At 68.2% G+C, this 17,036-nt stretch carries 18 protein-coding genes and 2 tRNA genes; 6 read left to right on the top strand and 14 right to left on the bottom strand.

Annotated elements, in window-relative coordinates:
* Positions 1-18: 18 nt before the first annotated feature.
* The 6 genes from frr to yjgA all read right to left on the bottom strand — a co-directional run bounded on the left by frr (position 19) and on the right by yjgA (position 5,944).
* Positions 19-576, bottom strand: coding sequence for a ribosome recycling factor (gene frr, locus Q0654_RS19410; RefSeq protein ID WP_298856649.1), 558 nt, complete (start codon positions 574-576; stop codon positions 19-21).
* A 106-nt stretch (positions 577-682) separates the two neighbouring features.
* Positions 683-1,411: a UMP kinase gene (gene pyrH, locus Q0654_RS19405; protein WP_091238000.1), complete on the bottom strand. Its 729-nt coding sequence runs from the start codon at positions 1,409-1,411 to the stop codon at positions 683-685.
* 356 nt (positions 1,412-1,767) lie between these two features.
* The gene (locus Q0654_RS19400) at positions 1,768-2,187 is read right to left on the bottom strand and encodes a S4 domain-containing protein (RefSeq protein WP_298856647.1); all 420 of its coding nucleotides are present in this window, start codon (positions 2,185-2,187) and stop codon (positions 1,768-1,770) included.
* Complete coding sequence (gene htpG / locus Q0654_RS19395; protein ID WP_298856646.1) at positions 2,184-4,073, bottom strand: molecular chaperone HtpG; 1,890 nt, start codon at positions 4,071-4,073, stop codon at positions 2,184-2,186. The genes Q0654_RS19400 and htpG overlap by 4 nt, the downstream gene beginning before the upstream one ends.
* 77 nt (positions 4,074-4,150) lie before the next feature.
* Positions 4,151-5,308, bottom strand: coding sequence for a methyltransferase domain-containing protein (locus Q0654_RS19390; protein ID WP_298856645.1), 1,158 nt, complete (start codon positions 5,306-5,308; stop codon positions 4,151-4,153).
* Between the two features lie 45 nt (positions 5,309-5,353).
* Positions 5,354-5,944, bottom strand: a complete 591-nt coding sequence (yjgA, locus tag Q0654_RS19385; RefSeq protein WP_298856644.1) for a ribosome biogenesis factor YjgA — start codon at positions 5,942-5,944, stop codon at positions 5,354-5,356.
* A 73-nt stretch (positions 5,945-6,017) separates the two neighbouring features.
* Between yjgA and pmbA the strand changes: the two genes are divergently transcribed.
* The 6 genes from pmbA to Q0654_RS19355 all read left to right on the top strand — a co-directional run bounded on the left by pmbA (position 6,018) and on the right by Q0654_RS19355 (position 9,311).
* Positions 6,018-7,343 (top strand): metalloprotease PmbA, encoded by a 1,326-nt coding sequence (gene pmbA, locus Q0654_RS19380; protein ID WP_298856745.1) that lies wholly within the window; start codon positions 6,018-6,020, stop codon positions 7,341-7,343.
* A gap of 90 nt (positions 7,344-7,433) precedes the next feature.
* Positions 7,434-7,859, top strand: coding sequence for a DUF4870 domain-containing protein (locus Q0654_RS19375; protein ID WP_298856643.1), 426 nt, complete (start codon positions 7,434-7,436; stop codon positions 7,857-7,859).
* A 112-nt stretch (positions 7,860-7,971) separates the two neighbouring features.
* Complete coding sequence (locus tag Q0654_RS19370) at positions 7,972-8,460, top strand: 8-oxo-dGTP diphosphatase (RefSeq protein WP_298856642.1); 489 nt, start codon at positions 7,972-7,974, stop codon at positions 8,458-8,460.
* 208 nt (positions 8,461-8,668) lie between these two features.
* Positions 8,669-8,878 carry a carbon storage regulator CsrA gene (csrA, locus tag Q0654_RS19365; RefSeq protein ID WP_298856641.1) on the top strand — a complete coding sequence of 70 codons (210 nt, stop codon included), beginning with the start codon at positions 8,669-8,671 and terminating at the stop codon, positions 8,876-8,878.
* 83 nt (positions 8,879-8,961) lie between these two features.
* Positions 8,962-9,054: transfer RNA gene (locus Q0654_RS19360), tRNA-Ser, on the top strand.
* Positions 9,055-9,234: 180 nt separating this feature from the next.
* A tRNA-Arg gene (locus Q0654_RS19355) sits at positions 9,235-9,311 on the top strand.
* Positions 9,312-9,385: 74 nt separating this feature from the next.
* On the opposite strand, the gene Q0654_RS19350 is transcribed toward Q0654_RS19355, so the two are convergent.
* The 8 genes from Q0654_RS19350 to Q0654_RS19315 all read right to left on the bottom strand — a co-directional run.
* A complete protein-coding gene (locus Q0654_RS19350; protein WP_298856640.1) occupies positions 9,386-10,012 on the bottom strand; it encodes a trimeric intracellular cation channel family protein in 627 nt (208 codons plus the stop codon).
* Between the two features lie 232 nt (positions 10,013-10,244).
* The gene (locus tag Q0654_RS19345; protein ID WP_298856639.1) at positions 10,245-10,916 is read right to left on the bottom strand and encodes a response regulator transcription factor; all 672 of its coding nucleotides are present in this window, start codon (positions 10,914-10,916) and stop codon (positions 10,245-10,247) included.
* Between the two features lies 1 nt (position 10,917).
* Entirely contained in the window at positions 10,918-11,643 is a 726-nt protein-coding gene (locus Q0654_RS19340) for an ATP-binding protein (RefSeq protein ID WP_298856638.1), read from the bottom strand.
* On the bottom strand, positions 11,644-13,962 hold the full coding sequence (locus Q0654_RS19335) for a serine/threonine-protein kinase (protein WP_298856637.1): 2,319 nt from the start codon (positions 13,960-13,962) through the stop codon (positions 11,644-11,646).
* A 175-nt stretch (positions 13,963-14,137) separates the two neighbouring features.
* A complete protein-coding gene (locus Q0654_RS19330) occupies positions 14,138-14,383 on the bottom strand; it encodes a hypothetical protein (RefSeq protein WP_298856636.1) in 246 nt (81 codons plus the stop codon).
* Between the two features lie 60 nt (positions 14,384-14,443).
* The gene (locus Q0654_RS19325) at positions 14,444-15,352 is read right to left on the bottom strand and encodes a hydroxymethylglutaryl-CoA lyase (protein ID WP_298856635.1); all 909 of its coding nucleotides are present in this window, start codon (positions 15,350-15,352) and stop codon (positions 14,444-14,446) included.
* A 14-nt stretch (positions 15,353-15,366) separates the two neighbouring features.
* Positions 15,367-15,990: a hypothetical protein gene (locus Q0654_RS19320; RefSeq protein WP_298856634.1), complete on the bottom strand. Its 624-nt coding sequence runs from the start codon at positions 15,988-15,990 to the stop codon at positions 15,367-15,369.
* Positions 15,990-17,036 (bottom strand): biotin/lipoyl-containing protein (locus tag Q0654_RS19315; RefSeq protein WP_298856633.1); only part of this gene is annotated, 1,047 nt, incomplete at its 5' end. The genes Q0654_RS19315 and Q0654_RS19320, both read right to left, overlap by 1 nt.

Below are 17,036 nucleotides of genomic sequence, written 5' to 3'. Positions count from 1 at the left end.
AGCCAGAAGGGCGCCCGCTCAGACCGCCATCAGCTCGTCTTCCTTGGCCTTGACCACGCCGTCGACGTCCTTGACGAAGCGGTCGGTCAGGGTCTGGATGTCGGTCTCGGCGCGACGCTCCTCGTCCTCGCTGATGGTCTTGGCCTTGAGCAGCTCCTTGACCTGCTGGATCGCATCGCGGCGGATGTTGCGGATCGCCACCTTGGTGTTCTCGCCCTCGCCGGCCACGTGCTTGGACAGCTCCTTGCGGCGCTCCTCGGTCAGCGGCGGCAGGTTGATGCGGATCACCGTGCCGGCGGTGTTCGGGGTCAGGCCGAGGTCGGAGGCGTGGATGGCCTTCTCGATCGGGCCCACCATCTGCTTTTCCCACGGGGTGATCGTGATTGAGCGGGCATCGGCAATCGCCACCGAGGCAACCTGGGTCAGCGGCATGTCCGAGCCGTAGTAGTTGACCTTGAGGTGGTCGACCAGCGCGGTGGTGGCGCGGCCGGTGCGCAGCTTGGTCAGCTCGAAGCGCAGGGCTTCGACGCTCTTCTGCATGCGTTCCTGGGCGTTCTTCTTGATGTCGTTGAGCATGGCGGTGGCCTCGGTCGGTCGGCGGCGGGGCGCCGGCCTGTTCGGATGGGGTGGTGGTTTATAGGCGCCAGCGTCCGGGCTGGCAATGCGCAGCGCAACCCGCGCCTCAGGCGCCGCGGTCGACCAGGGTGCCGATCGGCTCGCCACGCAGGATGCGCATCAGGTTGCCGGGCACGCCCATGTCGTAGACCCGCATCGGCATGCCGTAGTCGCGGCACAGGGCGATGGCGGCGGTGTCCATCACCTGCAGGTTGCGGGTGATGACGTCTTCGTAGCTCAGGCGCTCGTAGCGCTTGGCCTCGGGGTTCTTCTTCGGGTCGGAGTCGTAGACGCCGTCGACCTTGGTGGCCTTCAGCATCAGGTTGGCGCCGATCTCGACCGCGCGCAGGGCGGCGGCGGAATCAGTGGTGAAGAAGGGGTTGCCGGTGCCGGCGGCGAAGATCGCGATGCGACCCTTTTCGATGTGGCGCACGGCGCGGCGGCGGATGTAGTCCTCGGCGACCGCGTTGATCTTGATGGCGCTCATCACGCGTGCGTAGCCGCCGATCTTCTCGATCGCGTCCTGCATGGCCAGCGCGTTCATGATCGTTGCCAGCATGCCCATGTGGTCGCCGGTCACGCGGTCCATGCCGGCGGCGGCGAGACCGGCGCCGCGGAAGATGTTGCCGCCGCCGATGACCAGGCCGATCTCGGCGCCGGCGCGGCTGGCGTCCAGCACTTCCTGCGCCAGCCCGCGGATGACCTCGGGGTCGATGCCGTAGTCGAAACGCCCCATCAGGGCTTCACCGGAGAGCTTGAGCAGGACGCGTCGATACTTCAGGGGGGCGCTGTTCACTGGGGCTCTCCGACGGCACAAAACCGCCGCATTCTAGCGGGTCGCCGTGATCTCTGCTGCACAGCAGTGCAGGGAATGCGAAGAAATCGGTGCTGTGTCGGACGTTTCGAGGGCTGCGTGAGCGGTCTGCCGGCAGACGTGGGCACGCTGAGCCATTCCGCCGTCTCATAGGGTGGGCCCTGGCCCACCATGGCATCGACAACGCCTCGTGCATGGGCTCGGGGCCCGGGAGTCCTTTACGCCGTCATGGCTCTGGATGTCGGATGCGCAGCGCAAGGGCTGGACGCGCGGCGCGTGCGAAGCGTGGTAGCTCAAAGGTGGGGCGGTGTGGGGCCTATGGTGGGCCGGGGCCCACCCTACAGCATCTCGATGTCGCCGAGCGCGCGGATCAGGCGGCGCGCTTTCTTGTTCGGGCGGGTTTCCGGCGGCTGGTAGCCGGCGCGCTCGGCGGCGCGCTGCGCGGCCAGTTCGAGGCGACGCGCTTTCGAGGCTTCGGATTCGAGGTAGAGGGCCTGCGCCACCGGGGCCGGGCCGCGGGTGTCGGACAGGCCCGTTACCTCGACATCGTGGCGGTCGCCGCCGCGTTCGATGGTGAGCCGGGTGCCGATGCGCACGCCGCGCGAAGGCTTGGCCGGCTGGCCGTCGACCTCGATCCGGTGGGCCTCGATCTGCGCCTTGGCCAGGGCGCGGGTCTTGAACCAGCGCGCGGCCCACAGCCAGACGTCGAGGCGGACGCTGTCCGCCCCGACCGTGTCCGTCGAACCGGGCCCGCTCACGCGGCCAGCAGCAGGCGGTTGACGCGGCGGATGAAGCCGGCCGGATCTTCCAGCGGCGCGCCCTCGGCCAGCTGGGCCTGCTCGAACAGGACCAGCGCCAGCTCCTCGCGGCGCTCGCCATCGCTTTCGCCCTCGAAGCGCTTGAGCAGAGCGTGCTGCGGATTGATTTCCAGGATCGGCTTGGGCGTCGGCACGTCGTGGCCGGCGGCGCGCATCATCCGCTGCAGGTGCAGGGCCATGTCGTACTCCTCCAGCACCAGGCAGGACGGAGACTCGGTCAGGCGCTGCGACACCCGCACCTCGCGCACGCGCTCGCCCAGCGCGGATTTCAGGCCTTCCAGCAGCGGCGCCGCGGCCTTGCTGGCCTCCTCGTGCTGCTTCTTCGCTTCCTCGGCGTCGGGCAGGTCGCCGAGGTCGAGCTCGCCCTTGGCGATGTTCTTCATCGGCCTGCCGTCGAACTCGCGCAGATAGCCGCTCATCCACTCGTCGATGCGCTCATGCATCAGCAGCACCTCGATGCCGCGCGCCTTGAGCGCTTCCAGCTGCGGGCTGTTCGACGCTGCCGCCCAGCCATCGGCAGTGAGGTAGTAGATCGCCTTTTGTCCGGCCGGCATGCGCGCGACGTAGTCCTCCAGCGCATGCAGCTCGTCCGACTTGGCGCTCTTGGTGCTGGCGAAGCGCAGCAGCTTGGCGATGCGCTCGGCGTTGGCGGTGTCCTCGCTGACGCCTTCCTTCAGCACGCTGCCGAAGGCGTTCCAGAACTTGAGGTACTTCGCGCCGTCCTCGCGGGCCAGACGATCCAGCAGGTCGAGGACGCGGCGGGAGACCGCCGACTTGAGCTTCTCGATCTGGCGGTTGTTCTGCAGCAGTTCGCGCGAGACGTTCAGCGGCAGGTCGTCGGAATCGACCACGCCGCGCACGAAGCGCAGGTAGCTGGGCAGCATCTGCTCGGACGCATCCATGATGAAGACGCGCTTGACGTAGAGCTTGAGCCCCTTGCGCTGGTCGCGGTCGAACTGGAAGTCGAAGGGCGCGCGCTCGGGCACGAACAGCAGGCTGGTGAAGTTCTGGTTGCCTTCGACGCGGTTGTGGGTCCAGGCCAGCGCATCGGCGAAGTCGTGGCTGATGTGCTTGTAGAAGGCCTGGTAGTCCTCGTCCTTGATCTCGGATTTGGGCAGGGTCCACAGCGCCTTGGCCTCGTTGAGGGTTTCCAGCTCGGGCGCTGCAGCTTCCTCGCCCTCCTTGGCCTCGACCGGCTTGGCCATGCGGATCGGGAACGCGATGTGGTCGCTGTAGCGACGCACCAGCGACTTCAGCGTCCAGGCCTGCAGGAACTCGTCTTCCTCGGGCTTCAGGTGCAGGATCACCGAGCTGCCGCGCTGGGCGCGCTCGGCCGGCTCGACGGTGAACTCACCGCTGCCGTCCGAACTCCAGCGCCAGGCTTCGTCGCTGCCGGCTCTGCGGCTGACCACGTCGACGCGGTCGGCGACGATGAAGGCCGAATAGAAGCCGACGCCGAACTGGCCGATCAGCTGGGCATCGCCTTTCTGCGCTTCGGACAGCTGCGCCATGAAGGCGCGGGTGCCCGAGCGCGCGATGGTGCCGAGGTGCTCGATCAGCTCCTGCCGGCTCATGCCGATGCCGGTGTCGCGGATCTCCAGCGTGCGCGCCTCGGCATCCACCACCAGTTCGATCGCCGGGTCGCCGTCGCCGCCCAGCAGGCGGGCGTCGGTGACCGCTTCGAAGCGCAGCTTGTCGCAGGCATCCGAGGCGTTGGAGATCAGCTCGCGCAGGAAGATTTCCTTGTGCGAGTACAGCGAATGGATGACGAGCTTCAGGACCTCGCGGGTCTCGGCCTGGAAGGCATGGGTCTCGACCTGGCTCATGGGGCCTCCGGGTTCAGGTGGGGATCAAGGGTGCGTGAGCACCGGCCGCCCCGGAATGGGGCGGGGCGGGGGCGTTTTCAAGCGGGGTGGCGCTGCAGCAGCACCAGAGTCTCGAAATGCGCGGTATGCGGAAACAGATCCAGCACCTGCGCTTCGAGGGGCTCGAACGACGGCAGGCGGGCCAGATCCGCGGCCAGGCTGTCGGCGTTGCAGCTGGAATAGATCAGCGTCCGCGCCGGGCTGGCCTCGATGGCGGCACAGAGCTCGACGCCGATGCCGCGCCGCGGCGGATTGACCAGGATGGCGTCGACCGCGCCGGCCACGGCCGCCGCGGCGCTGGCATCCGCCACCTCGAAGCGCGCATTGGACAGGCCCAGCTCGGTGGCCGAGCGCTGTGCGCTGGCGATGGCCTCGGCGCTGATCTCGCGGCCGATGACCACGCCTGCATGCGGCGCGCAGTGCAGGGCGAAGCCGCCCACCCCGCAGTACAGGTCGAGCAGGCGCGCAGGCTTGAGTGCGGCGACCCAGCGCGCTGCCTGCGCGTACAGCGCCGCGGCCAGCTCCGTGTGGGTCTGGAAGAAGCTGCGCGGCTTGAGATGCAGCGGAATGCCGTTCAGGACCATGCGCAGGCTGTCCGGCCCCGGCAGCAGGATCTCGGTGTCGCCTTCCAGCACGGCCTTGTGCTCGGGCTGCAGGTTCACCGAGACCGGGCCCAGCGCAGGCAACTCGGATCGCAACGCGGGCAGATGCTTCTCGATGCGCGACAGCGGCTCTCGGGAACGCAGGACAAAGCGCAGGCCGAGTTCGCCAGAGGGTGCGATGGTCAGCAGCAGATACTTCAGTTCGCCCCGTCGCTTGGCCAGCGAATAGGGTGTGATCCGGGCTGCGCGGATGAACTCGCGCAGGGGCTCGAAGGCGGACTGCAGGGCAGGGGGGTAGAGCAGGCAGTCGGCCAGGTCGACCGCATGGTCTTCGATATCGACGAGGCCCAGCACGGGTGCCTCGACCGTGCCGCCCACCGCCATCTTGGCCTTGTTGCGGAAGCCGCTGAGGGCGCTTGCCATCGGCGGCAGCCAGCGCAGGCGCGAGCCGCGGATCCGCGACTCGGCCTGCCACTGCTTTTCCGCCAGCTGCTCGCCATAGCCGCGCTCGATCCAGGCGCAGGAGCGGCAGCGGGCCGCGACGAAGTGCGGGCAGTGCAGGCCGGGATCGGGGATTGGGGAGTGGGGACTCACAGCCGACAGGTTCGAGCGCGAGGTGGGGCCAGCCGGGGGCTGGGCTCAGGCGCGCGCGTCCTCGTCGTCCGCGTCCGCGTCCTCGTCACCCGCGTCGGCCTGGCTGGCCTTGAGCTGCGCGTCATCCAGCCCCCGCAGCAGCTTGAAGAGCTCGCGGTAGGCGGCCGGCGGGCGTTCGGCGGCGCGCTCGTCGCGGGCTTTGCGGATCAGCTGGCGCAGCTGCTGGCGGTCGGCCTCGGGATAGGTTTCGATGACTTCGGTCAGCGCCGACTCGTCGTCGATCAGCCGGTCGCGCAGGGCTTCGAGGCGATGGAAGCGTGCATTCTCGCGGCGCTGGGTGTCGCGGTCGACTTCCAGATGGGCGCGGATGGCGTCGACGGCGTCCTCGTCGCGACGCAGCAGCTTGGCCAGGTACTGGGTCTCGCGCTTGCGGGCGATGTGCTGGGTGATGCGTCGCGTATGCTGCACGGCCGCGCGCAGGGCATCGTCCATCGGCACCTTCTTCAGCTGGGTGTCGGACAATGCCACCAGCCGCTCGGCCAGCTCGAACACGGCCAGGGCGTCGCGGCGCTGCTGGCTGCGGCTGGGGCCGCGGTCTTCCAGATCAAATTCTTCGCTGTCGTCGTGGCGGTTCATGGCGTGCGCTGGCGGAGTTCCAAACAGCAAGGATACGTGAGTGGGCGCACAGGCTCTTTCCAGCGACGAATCGATGGCCCGTCTGGCGCAGCTGGCCGAGGACGCGCTCAAGCGCTGCCGGGTACTTGGTGCGGATCAGGCCGAGGTCGGCGTCAACGAGGATTCCGGCCTCGCCGTCAACGTCCGCATGGGCGAGGTCGAGACCGTCGAACACACCCGTGACCGCGGCCTGTCCATCACCGTCTATGTCGGCGGACGCAAGGGCAGCGCCAGCACGGCGGATCTCGATCCATCCTCGATCGAGACCAGCGTGCAGCAGGCGATCGCCATCGCCCGCCATACCGAGGCCGATCCCTGCGCGGGTCTCGCGGATGCCGAGCGCATGGCGCGCGAGTTCCCAAATCTCGACCTCTGGCACCCCTGGGGCCTCGGCGCGGATGCCGCGGTCGAGCTTGCGCTCGCCTGCGAGGCGGCCGGGCGTTCGCTGGATCCGCGCCTGGCCAATTCCGATGGCGCTTCCGTGAGCACCGGCACCAGTCTTGGCCTGTATGCCAACACGCATGGCTTCCTCGGCGCCGAGCGCAGCACCAGCCATTCGATCAGCTGCTCGCTGATCGCCGGCAAGGGCGAGGACATGCAGCGCGACTACTGGTACAGCAGCGCCTGCGCCGCCGAGGACCTCGAAGCCGCGGAAAGCATCGGCCGCCGCGCGGGCGAGCGCGCCCTGCGTCGACTGGATCCGCGCGAGGCGCCGACCGGTGAGTTCCCGGTGCTGTTCGCGCCGGAAGTGGCGCGCAGCCTGATCGGGCACCTGCTGTCAGCCGCCTCGGGCGGCGCCCTCTACCGCCGCGCCTCTTTCCTGCTGGACGCCTGCGGCCAGCAGATCCTGCCGGCCTGGATGCAGCTGCGCGAGCGCCCGCATATCCCGCGCGGTCTGCGCTCGGCGAACTTCGACGCCGAGGGCGTGGCCACGCTCGATTCCGATCTGGTGCGCGACGGCGTGCTGACGCGCTACATCCTCGGCAGCTACAGCGCGCGCAAGCTCGGCTTGGCCAGCACCGGCAATGCCGGCGGCGTGCACAACCTGATCGTCGACGGGCGCGGCGAGCGCTTCGAGGACCTGCTCGGCGGCGTCGCCCGTGGCGTGCTGGTCACCGAGCTGATGGGGCAGGGCGTCAGCACAATCACCGGCGACTACTCGCGCGGTGCGGCGGGCTTCTGGGTCGAGAACGGCGAGATCGCCTGGCCGGTCGACGAGTTCACCATCGCCGGCAACCTGCGCGACATGTACCAGGCCATCGAGGCGGTCGGCGGCGACATCGACCCGAGGTCACATATCCGCACCGGCTCCATCCTGATCGGGCGCATGACGGTTGCGGGCGGCGGTGAAGGCTCTTGAGCTTTCCTTGACATCCGTGGCGTCCGGCGCGACAACGTGCGGGCTGAACGGACACCGCCCGAACCGAATCATCCCTGCAAGGAGCTGACGATGAGCGACACGCCCGAACCCTCGAATATTCCCTTTGCTCAGCCGCCGGAGCCGCCGGCCGGTCTCAGCCCTGACAACAGCGAAAAGCAGTTCGCGCTGTTCGTGCATCTGTCGGCGCTGCTGGGCTTCTTCATTCCGTTGGGCAACATCATCGCGCCGCTGGTGATGTGGCAGATCAAAAAGAATGAATCCGCCTTCATCGACGATCAGGGCAAGGAAGCGGTCAACTTCAACCTGACGCTGCTGCTGGTCGGCCTGGCGCTGGTGCTGCTGACCCTCATCACCTTCGGGCTCGGCGCCCTGTTGACGGTTCCGCTGGGCCTTGCGCTGTGCGTTGCCTGGCTGATCTTCGCGATCCTCGCGGGCATCAAGGCCAACGAAGGCATCGCCTACCGCTACCCCTACATCCTGCGTCTCATCAAGTAACCGGGCTGCTCAGCCCGGCCGCGAACGCCCCGCCCCGCGCGGGGCGTTCGCGTTTCTGCCGGGCGCGGCTGTCGCTATGCTTGCAAGCCCAGCCGTCCGAGTGAAGATCCGCATGCCCTACACCCCCATCGTCGCCACGCTTGGCTACGTGCTCTCGCCCGACCGCCAACGCGTGCTGATGATCCACCGCAATGCGCGCCCCGACGACCAGCACATCGGCAAGTTCAACGGGCTTGGCGGCAAGCTGGAGCCGATGGAGGACATCGCTGCAGGCATGCGCCGCGAGATCCTCGAAGAAGCCGGCATCGAGTGCCTGTCCATGCAGCTGCGCGGCACGCTCAACTGGCCGGGCTTCGGCAAGCAGGGCGAAGACTGGCTCGGCTTCATTTTCCTGATCGATCGCTTCAGCGGCGAGGTGCCGCCGCGCAACGCCGAGGGCGACCTGGTCTGGGTCGAGCGCGAACGCCTGATGGCCCTGCCGATGTGGGAGGGCGACCGCCATTTCCTGCCCCTGGTCTTCGATGCGGATCCACGCCCCTTCCACGGCGTGATGCCTTACCGTGAAGGCCGCATGCAGAGCTGGAGCTACAGCCGCCTGTAGGCGGCGGGCATGGCTTGTTCAGGAATTGCTAAGGCTGGGGGCCTTGGCTATAGTCGCTGAGACATGTCACACGCGCTGCGTGTGCACTAGGGAAGGCCGGCATGGCCGTTGGGCGACGCAAGGCACCGCGCTCACAGGCGCATCGAGAGTGTCGCGTCGGGGGGTGAGGCGCCCAAGGCCCTGCGAAACAGGCGCAAGGAGAGGTGGCATGCTGATTCTGACTCGCCGCGTAGGCGAAACGCTGATGATCGGAGACTCGATCACGGTGACCGTGCTCGGGGTCAAGGGCAACCAGGTGCGTATCGGTATCGGTGCGCCGAAAGATGTCGCCGTGCATCGGGAAGAGATCTACCAGCGCATCCGCTCGGAGTCGGCCGAAGGTGCGAAGCCGGAGCCGGAGGGCGATCACACGGCCTGAACGGGCTTTACCAGTGCGACGCACTCGTCTATAGTTGCGCGCTCTGCGGCGACGGGTCTCCCAGGCCAGTTGCCAGCAAACCCGGAGAGATGCCCGAGAGGCCGAAGGGGCTCCCCTGCTAAGGGAGTATAGGGTCAAAAGCTCTATCGAGGGTTCGAATCCCTCTCTCTCCGCCAGATGCATCCGAGGGGGCCGAAAGGCCCCCTTCGGTTTCCACGGCGACACGGTTTCCTGCATGGGAACTGTTCGGCCAAGGAAGCATCTGGAGCGGGTAAGGAATGTTTACACGTCGCTTCAGAAGATCGAACGACGAGTGTTGACGGATCCAAAAACACCCCGCATAATTTCGCTTCTACGCGCCCGTAGCTCAGCTGGATAGAGCACCAGGCTACGAACTTGGGGGTCGGAGGTTCGAATCCTTCCGGGCGCGCCATACGAGAACAAGAAAGCCAGCATCCTCGGATGCTGGCTTTTTTGTTGCGTACAGCCCTGCCGAGCCGCTGCGGTTCAGCGGTCGACACCACTCCCCGACTCGGGCAGCTTCCAGCCGCGGCGGATCGCCAGCAGGCGCAGCACGAAGCACAGCAGCGCGCCGCCCACCGCGACAGGTGCCGCCGGCAGAGCCAGGGCATCACCGGCGACCACCACCAGCGCCGCGGTCATGGCGGTGACGGCGTAGATCTCCTGTCGCCGCAGCACATTGGGAATCTGCGCCACCAGCATGTCGCGCACCACGCCGCCGCCCACGCCGGTCAGCACGCCGATCATCACCGCACCCACCGGCCCGAGGCCTGCGGCCAGCGCCTTGCTGGTGCCGAGCACAGCAAACAGGCCCAGCCCTGCGGCATCGAAGAACTGCACCGGATTGCGCATGCGTTCGACGTCGGCATGGCGGAAGAAGGTCAGCAATCCGGCGGCGCTGGACACCGCGAGATAGCGCCAGTCGACCAGCGAGGTGGGTGGTGTCGCGGCCAGCAAGACGTCGCGCATGATGCCGCCGGCCGTGGCTGCAGCGAACGAGAGCACCAGCACCCCGAACAGGTCGAGGCGATGGCGCACGGCCACCAGGGCGCCGCTGATCGCGAACGCGAACGTGCCGATGAAGTCGAGCAGGGTGATGAAGGTGGCGGTCATGCAGGGCGGGCCGTAAGGCGAGTGCGATGGGCTGCGGCATCAATGGCCTGCATCGGCGATGCGCGGTCAAGGCATGCGCGCACCCCTGCACTCCGGGAGGCGCGCGTCACGAGTGTGGTGGCTGCTTCTTTGCCCAGGCAAGGGGACGCGGGTTCAGGTCGCACGGGTTTGCGCGCACCGGCGCGCCGGGGGCTGCGCGCTGGCGGACCCATCAAGGCTACGACGGGGGTGCCTAGCGCGGATCGACCAGGCCACGACGCGCCGCTTCGAGCGTCGCTTCCGCGCGCGAATTGACGCTGAGCTTGCGGTAGATCTCCTTGACGTAGCCCGAGGCCGTATGCGGCGACAGGCCCAGGGCCGCGGCGGTCTGCTGCACGGTGTAACCCTTGGCGATGAGCTGCAGGACCTCGGTCTCTCGCGCGGTCAGCGCTTCTGCGGTGGCTAGCTGTGGGGTCGCTGTCGCTGGCTGGAACTGCCGCAGCAGGCGCCTTGCGATGCTCGGCGACAGCGGCGGCTGGCCGTCGAGGATGCCGCGCAGCATCCGCGCCAGCGCAGCTGCCGGCAGGTCCTTCAGCACATAGCCCTGGGCGCCGGCGCGCAGGGCGGGGAAGACATGCGCGTCGTCGTCGAAGACCGTGCTGACCACGCACAGGGTGGGGGCCTGCTCGCGCTGCAGCCCTTCGATGATGCGCAGGCCGCTGCCGTCGGGTAGGCCCAGATCGACCAGGGCCAGATCCGGCGCGGCGCCAAGGGCGGCCAGCGCGGTGCGCGCTTCTGCAAGGCTGCCGGCCTCGGTGATCCGGATCTCGGGGAAAGCGTCCAGCAGTGCGCTGCGCAGCCATGCCCGCGCCGGCGCCAGATCGTCGACCAGCAGGGCGGTGCGAGGTGCGGCGGGTGCGCTCACGTCAGTGCTCGCCTTCGGGCAGAGGAAAACGCAGCACGATCTTGGTGCCGCCCTGGGTTCCCGGCGTCCAGTCGATGCGCCCCTTCAGCTCGGCGGCGCGGCTGCGCATGCTGTCCATGCCGCGCCCTTCCTGTACATCCACAGGTGTGCCGAAGCCATCGTCGGTGACGTCCAGCAGCAGCTGTGCGCCATCTGGCCGCACGCGCACGCGCAGTCGGCGCACGCGGGCATGGCGGATGGCATTGCTGATGCCCTCGCGGACGATGCGATGCAGGTGCAGGGCCTGGCCGGAATCGAGCTGCGGATCGGGCAAGTCACCGGCCTGTTCCCAGAGCAGCTCCGCCTCGACCGCCCAGAGCCGCTGCCGGGCTTCCGCTTCGATGTCTCCCAGCACGTCCGACAGCCTGCCCGGCTCGCCACGCGAGCGGCTGACCACGTCGCGCAGGTTCTGCAGCACGGCGCGCGCCTGGTCGGCGAACTCCGGCGTGGGCGCGGTGTAGATCATCTGCAGCAGCTGCGATCCGAGATCGTCATGCAGGTCGCGATAGATGCGCTCGCGCTCTTCGAGTGCGGTCTGCTGGCGGATGCGGGCGCGTTCGGACTTCGCTTGTTCGGTGAACAGCGCCTGCTGGGCGGCGAGACGTGAGATGAGGCGGCTGCGTTCCTGCCAGAGCCACGCGCAGCAAGCTGCGGCGATGCTTGCAGCTACCCAGGCAATCCAACTCACTCAATGGGCCTTGGCGATGGCGTCGAACTGCGCCTGCACGCGCTGCGTGCGCGGATGCGCATCGCCCAGCGTGCCGCGCAGGACTGCAAGGCTGGACGCGAATTCGCTGCGCGCCTCCGCAAGGCGGCCCAGCTCGGCCAGGCACTGAGCGCGATTGCCGGCAAACATTCCGGAATAAACGTGCTCTGCGCCGAGGGCCGCATGCGCACGCTCGACGAGAAGATCGAAATGCCGCAATGCGAGCTCGAACTGCTTTGCGTCCATCCGCAGCATGGCGAGATTGTTGAGCACACCTAATGCCTCGGGTGCATCCAGCTTCCCCAGGTCCTCATAGAGTTCCAGGGTTCCTGCATGCATGTCCGCTGCTTCCTCGACTTTGCCCAGTCGCTCCAGCGCGAGTGCAAGCGTGTCACGTGCATTCAGTGCCAGCCGATGGGTCGGTCCAAAGCGCGCGCTCAGTCCATCGAGCGCGGCTCGCGCAAGCGTCGAACTGCGTTCCGCTTCGCCTTGATTGACCAGTGCGGTCGCCAGATTCAGTCCGCTGCTCAGGGTCGAAGGGTGGACTTCGCCCAGCACTCGACGGCGCGCCGCATGGATGGACTCCAGATCGGCGAGCGCTCCGGCTTCGTCGCCAAGGCGGAACTTGAGGGTTGCCGCGAGGTTGCGGGTGAACAGAGTCTGCGGATGATTCTCGCCAAGCGCCTGCTCGCGCAGGCGTACAGCTTCGGCGTTGACGTCCGCGGCCTCCTGGAAACTGCCCAGCAGCTGCAGTACCGACGCGAGATCGTGGCGCAGGGCCAGACTGATGCGATGCGAGGGGCCGAGAGCGAGTTCCGAGCGCGAGAGAGCGTTCTTGATATCAGCGACGGCCGACTCGCGCTCTCCTTGCTCGATGCGTGCGCGCAGTCGGATCTGCTCGACATCGAGCGCGGTGGGCGATTCGCCAGCAAGCTCATCCGGGGCGAACAATCGGGTGACAGTAGGCTCGATCTGGTCGAAACGTCCGCCCACCAGATCGGCGTTCAGACGCTCGATCGCGGCGCTCGTGCGTTGCTCCGCCAGGGCGGCGATGTCGGGCAGAGCTAGCGCCGAGTCCAGCAGTTCGGTCGCTCGCTCCGCATCGGCCAGCCCAAGATGCGCACGCGCGAGCGTGGTCATCAGCCGGGCACGCGTGGCTTCCGGCATTGTCGTGCCCGAACGCAGGGATTCACCGGCGACATAAAGCAGCTCGCTGACCCGCAGCTCATTGCCGAGGCTGCGTTCGGGGTCGGCCGACTGCAGCATGTCGGTGAGGAAGCCGCTGATCGCCTGCGCCTCCGCTGCGCGCGATTCGGCGTCCGCGCGGGCGCTGGCTTCCGACCAGGCGAAGCGCAGGGAGATGCCGGTGGCGGCCAGCAGCACCAGGGCAATACTCGCCACCGCCGCGCTCAGGGCGCGATGCCGCTTCACAAAGCGGCCGATCAGATAGCCTGGCGTCGGCGCACGCGCGCTGACCGGGCGGCTCTCCATCACCGCGCGCAAATCGGCGGCGAGCGCGTCGACGCTGCCGTAGCGACGCTCGAGCTCTGGCGCGATCGCCTTCATCACTACTTCGCCGAGGTCGCCCTGGGCGCGCCGACTCAGACTCGCCAGCGGCGGCGGATCGCCCGCGCGGACGATATCGAGGGCCTCGAAGGCCGAAGCCGTGCGCAGGCGCGGATAGGGCAGCTGGCCGCCCAGCAGCTCATAGGCGATCACGCCCAGCGCATACACGTCGCCGCGCGCATCTACCGCTTCGCCGGCTAGCTGCTCCGGCGCCATATAGGGCAGGGTGCCGAGGATCTGGCCGGCCACGGTCAGCGTCGGGTCCAAGCCGCCGGTGGGCTGCAGCAGGCGGGCGATGCCGAAGTCGAGCACGCGGGTGCTGACGTCCGGCGTGACGAAGACGTTGGAGGGCTTGAGGTCACGGTGCAGCACGCCGCGCCCGTGCGCGTACTGCACGGCCGCGCAGATCGACAGCAGCACGCCCACGATCGCCTCGCGATCGGGCTGCACGCGCGCGGCCCAGCGGCCGAGATCCTCGCCGGGCACCAGCTCCATCGACAGCCAGGGCAGGCCGCTGCTCGCATCGACGCCCGTCGCGTAGAGGCGCGCGATGCCGGGATGTTCCAGCTGGGCCAGCAGCTCGATCTCGCGTTCGAAGCGCTCCAGCGCGGCACGGGTCGGCAGGCCGGCGACCTTCAGCGCGACTTCGCGCGGCGGCGAGCGCTCCAGCGCGCGGTAGACACGGCCCATGCCGCCCTCGCCGAGCAGGCCGAGGATGCGGTAAGGGCCGATCACGTCGGGAAGTGATGGCCGACAGGCTTCGCCCTCAGAGATTGCCGTGGTGGATGGCTCCCTTTTTGGCGTGGTCACCTGTGTCTCCTAGCCCGGGTTCAGAAGAGCCGCCTTGCTGACTTGGCCGACTGCCGCCCAAGTTCGGGCGCGACAGCCGGTCGGAATCAGTTCGCGAAGTTCATCGGATGATGGAGGTGAAGGAGCGAGACTCGTCCTGGATCTCGGCGGATTCGGTTCGTTGCTGGACAGTCATCTCATCCTCCGGCGTTCCCTCGGTGTTTCCGAGCAACCAGTTCACGAGCCACTCGAGATAGCTCGAAGAGTGCTCGGATGCGTTCCAGGAAGTGCCTTCTTGCGCGTTGGCGGCTTGCGCGCCGGAAACAGCCAGCAACAGGGCGAACATGGCAACGGAGATGCGATTCATTCTGGATTCTCCTAGGACTGGGGCGAAACAAGTTGTGTTGGTAAGCCTTCGAGGGAGACCTTATGCATGCTGGGCGGCGCGGTTAGCGATCCGCGCCCGCCCGGCTTTGCTGCCGTTGGGCCTGCCCAGCGCCTCGGCCAACCATTGGCCGGTCGAGGCGAGGGCATCGGCATCGACGCCATATATGAAGCCCATGCCTTCCAGCAGATACAGCACGTCCTCGCTGGCGACATTACCCGAAGCGCCCTTGGCATAGGGACAGCCACCGGCGCCGCTGACGGCTGAATCGACCACGCGCACGCCGGCCTCAAGGCAGGCGGCGATGTTGGCGATGGCCTGCCCATAGGTGTCGTGGAAGTGCACGGCCAGCGCCTGCATGGGAACCACCGCCGCGACCGCTTCGAGCATCGCGCGGGCCTTCCGCGGCGTGCCGACGCCGATGGTGTCGCCCAGCGAGATCTCGTAGCAGCCCATTGCGTGCAGGCGCTGCGCGACGCGCACGACATCCGCCACCGGCACCTCGCCCTGGTAGGGGCAGCCGAGCACGGTCGAGACATAGCCGCGCACGGCGATGCCGTCCGCGCGCGCGGCCTCGATCACCGGCGCGAAGCGCTGCAGGCTCTCTTCGATGCTGGCGTTGATGTTCTTCTGCGAGAAGACTTCCGACGCCGCGCCGAACACCGCGATCTCTTCGACGCCGACCGCCTTGGCGCGCTCATAGCCCTGAAGGTTCGGCACCAGCACCGGGTAGCGCACGCCGGGCCGGCGCGCGATCGCGCTGAACACCTCGGCGGCATCGGCCAGCTGCGGCACCCACTTCGGGCTGACGAAGCTGGTGGCCTCGACGGTTTGAAGGCCGGTGGCGGCGAGGCGCTCGATCAGCTCGATCTTGAGTGCGGCCGGCAGCAGGGTTTTCTCGTTCTGCAACCCGTCGCGCGGGCCGACTTCGACGATGCGTACGTGGTCCATTCGAGTTCCTTGGTTCAGCGCCGCGCGCGCATCAGCTCGGCCTCGATTTCGGCCAGCGTGCGGCGGCTGCGCTCCAGCACGATCGAGGCCTTGCGCTCGAACAGGCCGGGGGTTTCGACGATGCGCAGCATGTCCCCGCGGGTGCCGCGTACATAGACGTGCAGCTCGTTGAGCGTGGATGAGACCGTGCCTTCGAGCACGCCGTCGATGATCATGCGTGCTGCCGCGCGGTCGTCGACCTTGTGGATCTCGAGCTTCGCGCCGCGCAGGCGGTAGCGCGCGATGAAGAAGTTGCGCGTAGGCACTGGCGACACGCCATGCACGGGCGGCAGCGTGACCAGATCCTGCAGGGCGGCATCAGCCACGACCACGTAGCGCTGGCCGCGGTGCTCGACGTAGTTGAGCGGCACCGGCGCCTGACGCAGCGGGCCGCCGTCTTCGAGCTGGGAGAGCAAAAAGCTGCGGCACTGCTCGTCGACCAGCAGGCCGGCCACCTGGCTGTCCTCGGAGCGATCCAGCCAGACGCCCTTCCAGGTCTCGTCGCAGCGCTGGATGCGCTCGCCCGGCGGCGATTCGAAGCGGGTTTCGACGCAGCCCGCGAGCATCAGCGCACACAGCGCGAGCAGCAGCGGGCGCATCATTCGGCGGTCTCCAGCCGCAGCAGCACCGCATCGGCCTCGACGAAATCGCCGGCCGCGACCTGCACGGCCTCGACCACACCGGCACGCGGCGCACGCAGGCTCAGCTCCATCTTCATGGCCTCCATCACCAGCAGGACCTGCTCGCCTTCAACGCTGGCGCCTGCCTCGACGTGCACCAGCACGATGCGGCCGGGCATCGGCGCGCGCAGGCGGTCCTCGTCGCCGCCGCTGGCCTCGCCCTCGAACTCGAAGGAGGGCCGCTGCTGCAGGCTCCAGCGCTCGACGCCGTCGTGCAGCAGCGCGCGCGAGCCATCGAGCTGGCAGAGGAAGCGCCGCAGCTGGCCGTTGATGCGCAGGCTCAGGCTGTCGGCGCCGAGCTGGGCGTCGCGGACTTCGATGCGGGTGCCGCCAAGGCGGATGTCGTAACTGCCGGCGCTGCCGGCGACATGCAGCTCGACGCGGCCGCCGGGCGCCTCCAGCACCAGCAGGCGGTCGCCGGTATGGCCGCCGCGCCAGCTGTCGGCCAGCGACCAGGGCGAATCCGGCTCGGCGCTGCGCGCGGCCTCGGCGTGCACCTGTGCCGCCTCGGCGAGCAGCAGGGCGGCGGCGCCCGCAGCCAGCAGCTCAGGCGAAGCCATGCGCGCGCCCGGCAGCACCTGGTCGAGATGACGATCGAGGTAGCCGGTGTCGATGGTCGCGTCGACCACCGCCGGATGGCGGACCAGCCGCTCCAGGAATTCGATGTTCGACTTCGGGCCCTCGATGCGCGAGCGCGCCAGCGCATCGGCCAATCGCGCCAGCGCCTGCGGGCGGTCGGGCGCGTGCACGATGAGCTTGGCGATCATCGGGTCGTAGAACACGCTGACGGTGTCGCCCTCGATCACGCCGCCGTCGATGCGCACGCCCGGCAGGCCCTGCGGCAGCTGCAGTCGCTCGATGCGGCCCGAGCCCGGCAGGAAGCCGGCCTCGGGGTCTTCCGCATACAGCCGCACTTCGATGGCGTGGCCGCGGCTTTCGATCTGCGCCTGCGACTTCGGCAGGGG

It is taken from the genome of uncultured Aquimonas sp. (genome assembly GCF_937888285.1).
Taxonomy (GTDB): Bacteria; Pseudomonadota; Gammaproteobacteria; order Xanthomonadales; family Xanthomonadaceae; genus Aquimonas.
The sequence above is the reverse complement of the archived record's forward strand: the minus strand, read 5'-3'. Positions and strand labels throughout refer to the sequence as shown.

Coding starts and splice junctions, on each gene's coding strand:
- frr (WP_298856649.1), bottom strand. CDS start 576: ATGCTCAACGACATCAAGAAGAACGCCCAGGAACGCATGCAGAAGAGC.
- htpG (WP_298856646.1), bottom strand. CDS start 4,073: ATGAGCCAGGTCGAGACCCATGCCTTCCAGGCCGAGACCCGCGAGGTC.
- yjgA (WP_298856644.1), bottom strand. CDS start 5,944: ATGAACCGCCACGACGACAGCGAAGAATTTGATCTGGAAGACCGCGGC.
- pmbA (WP_298856745.1), top strand. CDS start 6,018: ATGGCCCGTCTGGCGCAGCTGGCCGAGGACGCGCTCAAGCGCTGCCGG.
- Q0654_RS19375 (WP_298856643.1), top strand. CDS start 7,434: ATGAGCGACACGCCCGAACCCTCGAATATTCCCTTTGCTCAGCCGCCG.
- Q0654_RS19370 (WP_298856642.1), top strand. CDS start 7,972: ATGCCCTACACCCCCATCGTCGCCACGCTTGGCTACGTGCTCTCGCCC.
- csrA (WP_298856641.1), top strand. CDS start 8,669: ATGCTGATTCTGACTCGCCGCGTAGGCGAAACGCTGATGATCGGAGAC.
- Q0654_RS19350 (WP_298856640.1), bottom strand. CDS start 10,012: ATGACCGCCACCTTCATCACCCTGCTCGACTTCATCGGCACGTTCGCG.
- Q0654_RS19330 (WP_298856636.1), bottom strand. CDS start 14,383: ATGAATCGCATCTCCGTTGCCATGTTCGCCCTGTTGCTGGCTGTTTCC.
- Q0654_RS19325 (WP_298856635.1), bottom strand. CDS start 15,352: ATGGACCACGTACGCATCGTCGAAGTCGGCCCGCGCGACGGGTTGCAG.
- Q0654_RS19320 (WP_298856634.1), bottom strand. CDS start 15,990: ATGCGCCCGCTGCTGCTCGCGCTGTGTGCGCTGATGCTCGCGGGCTGC.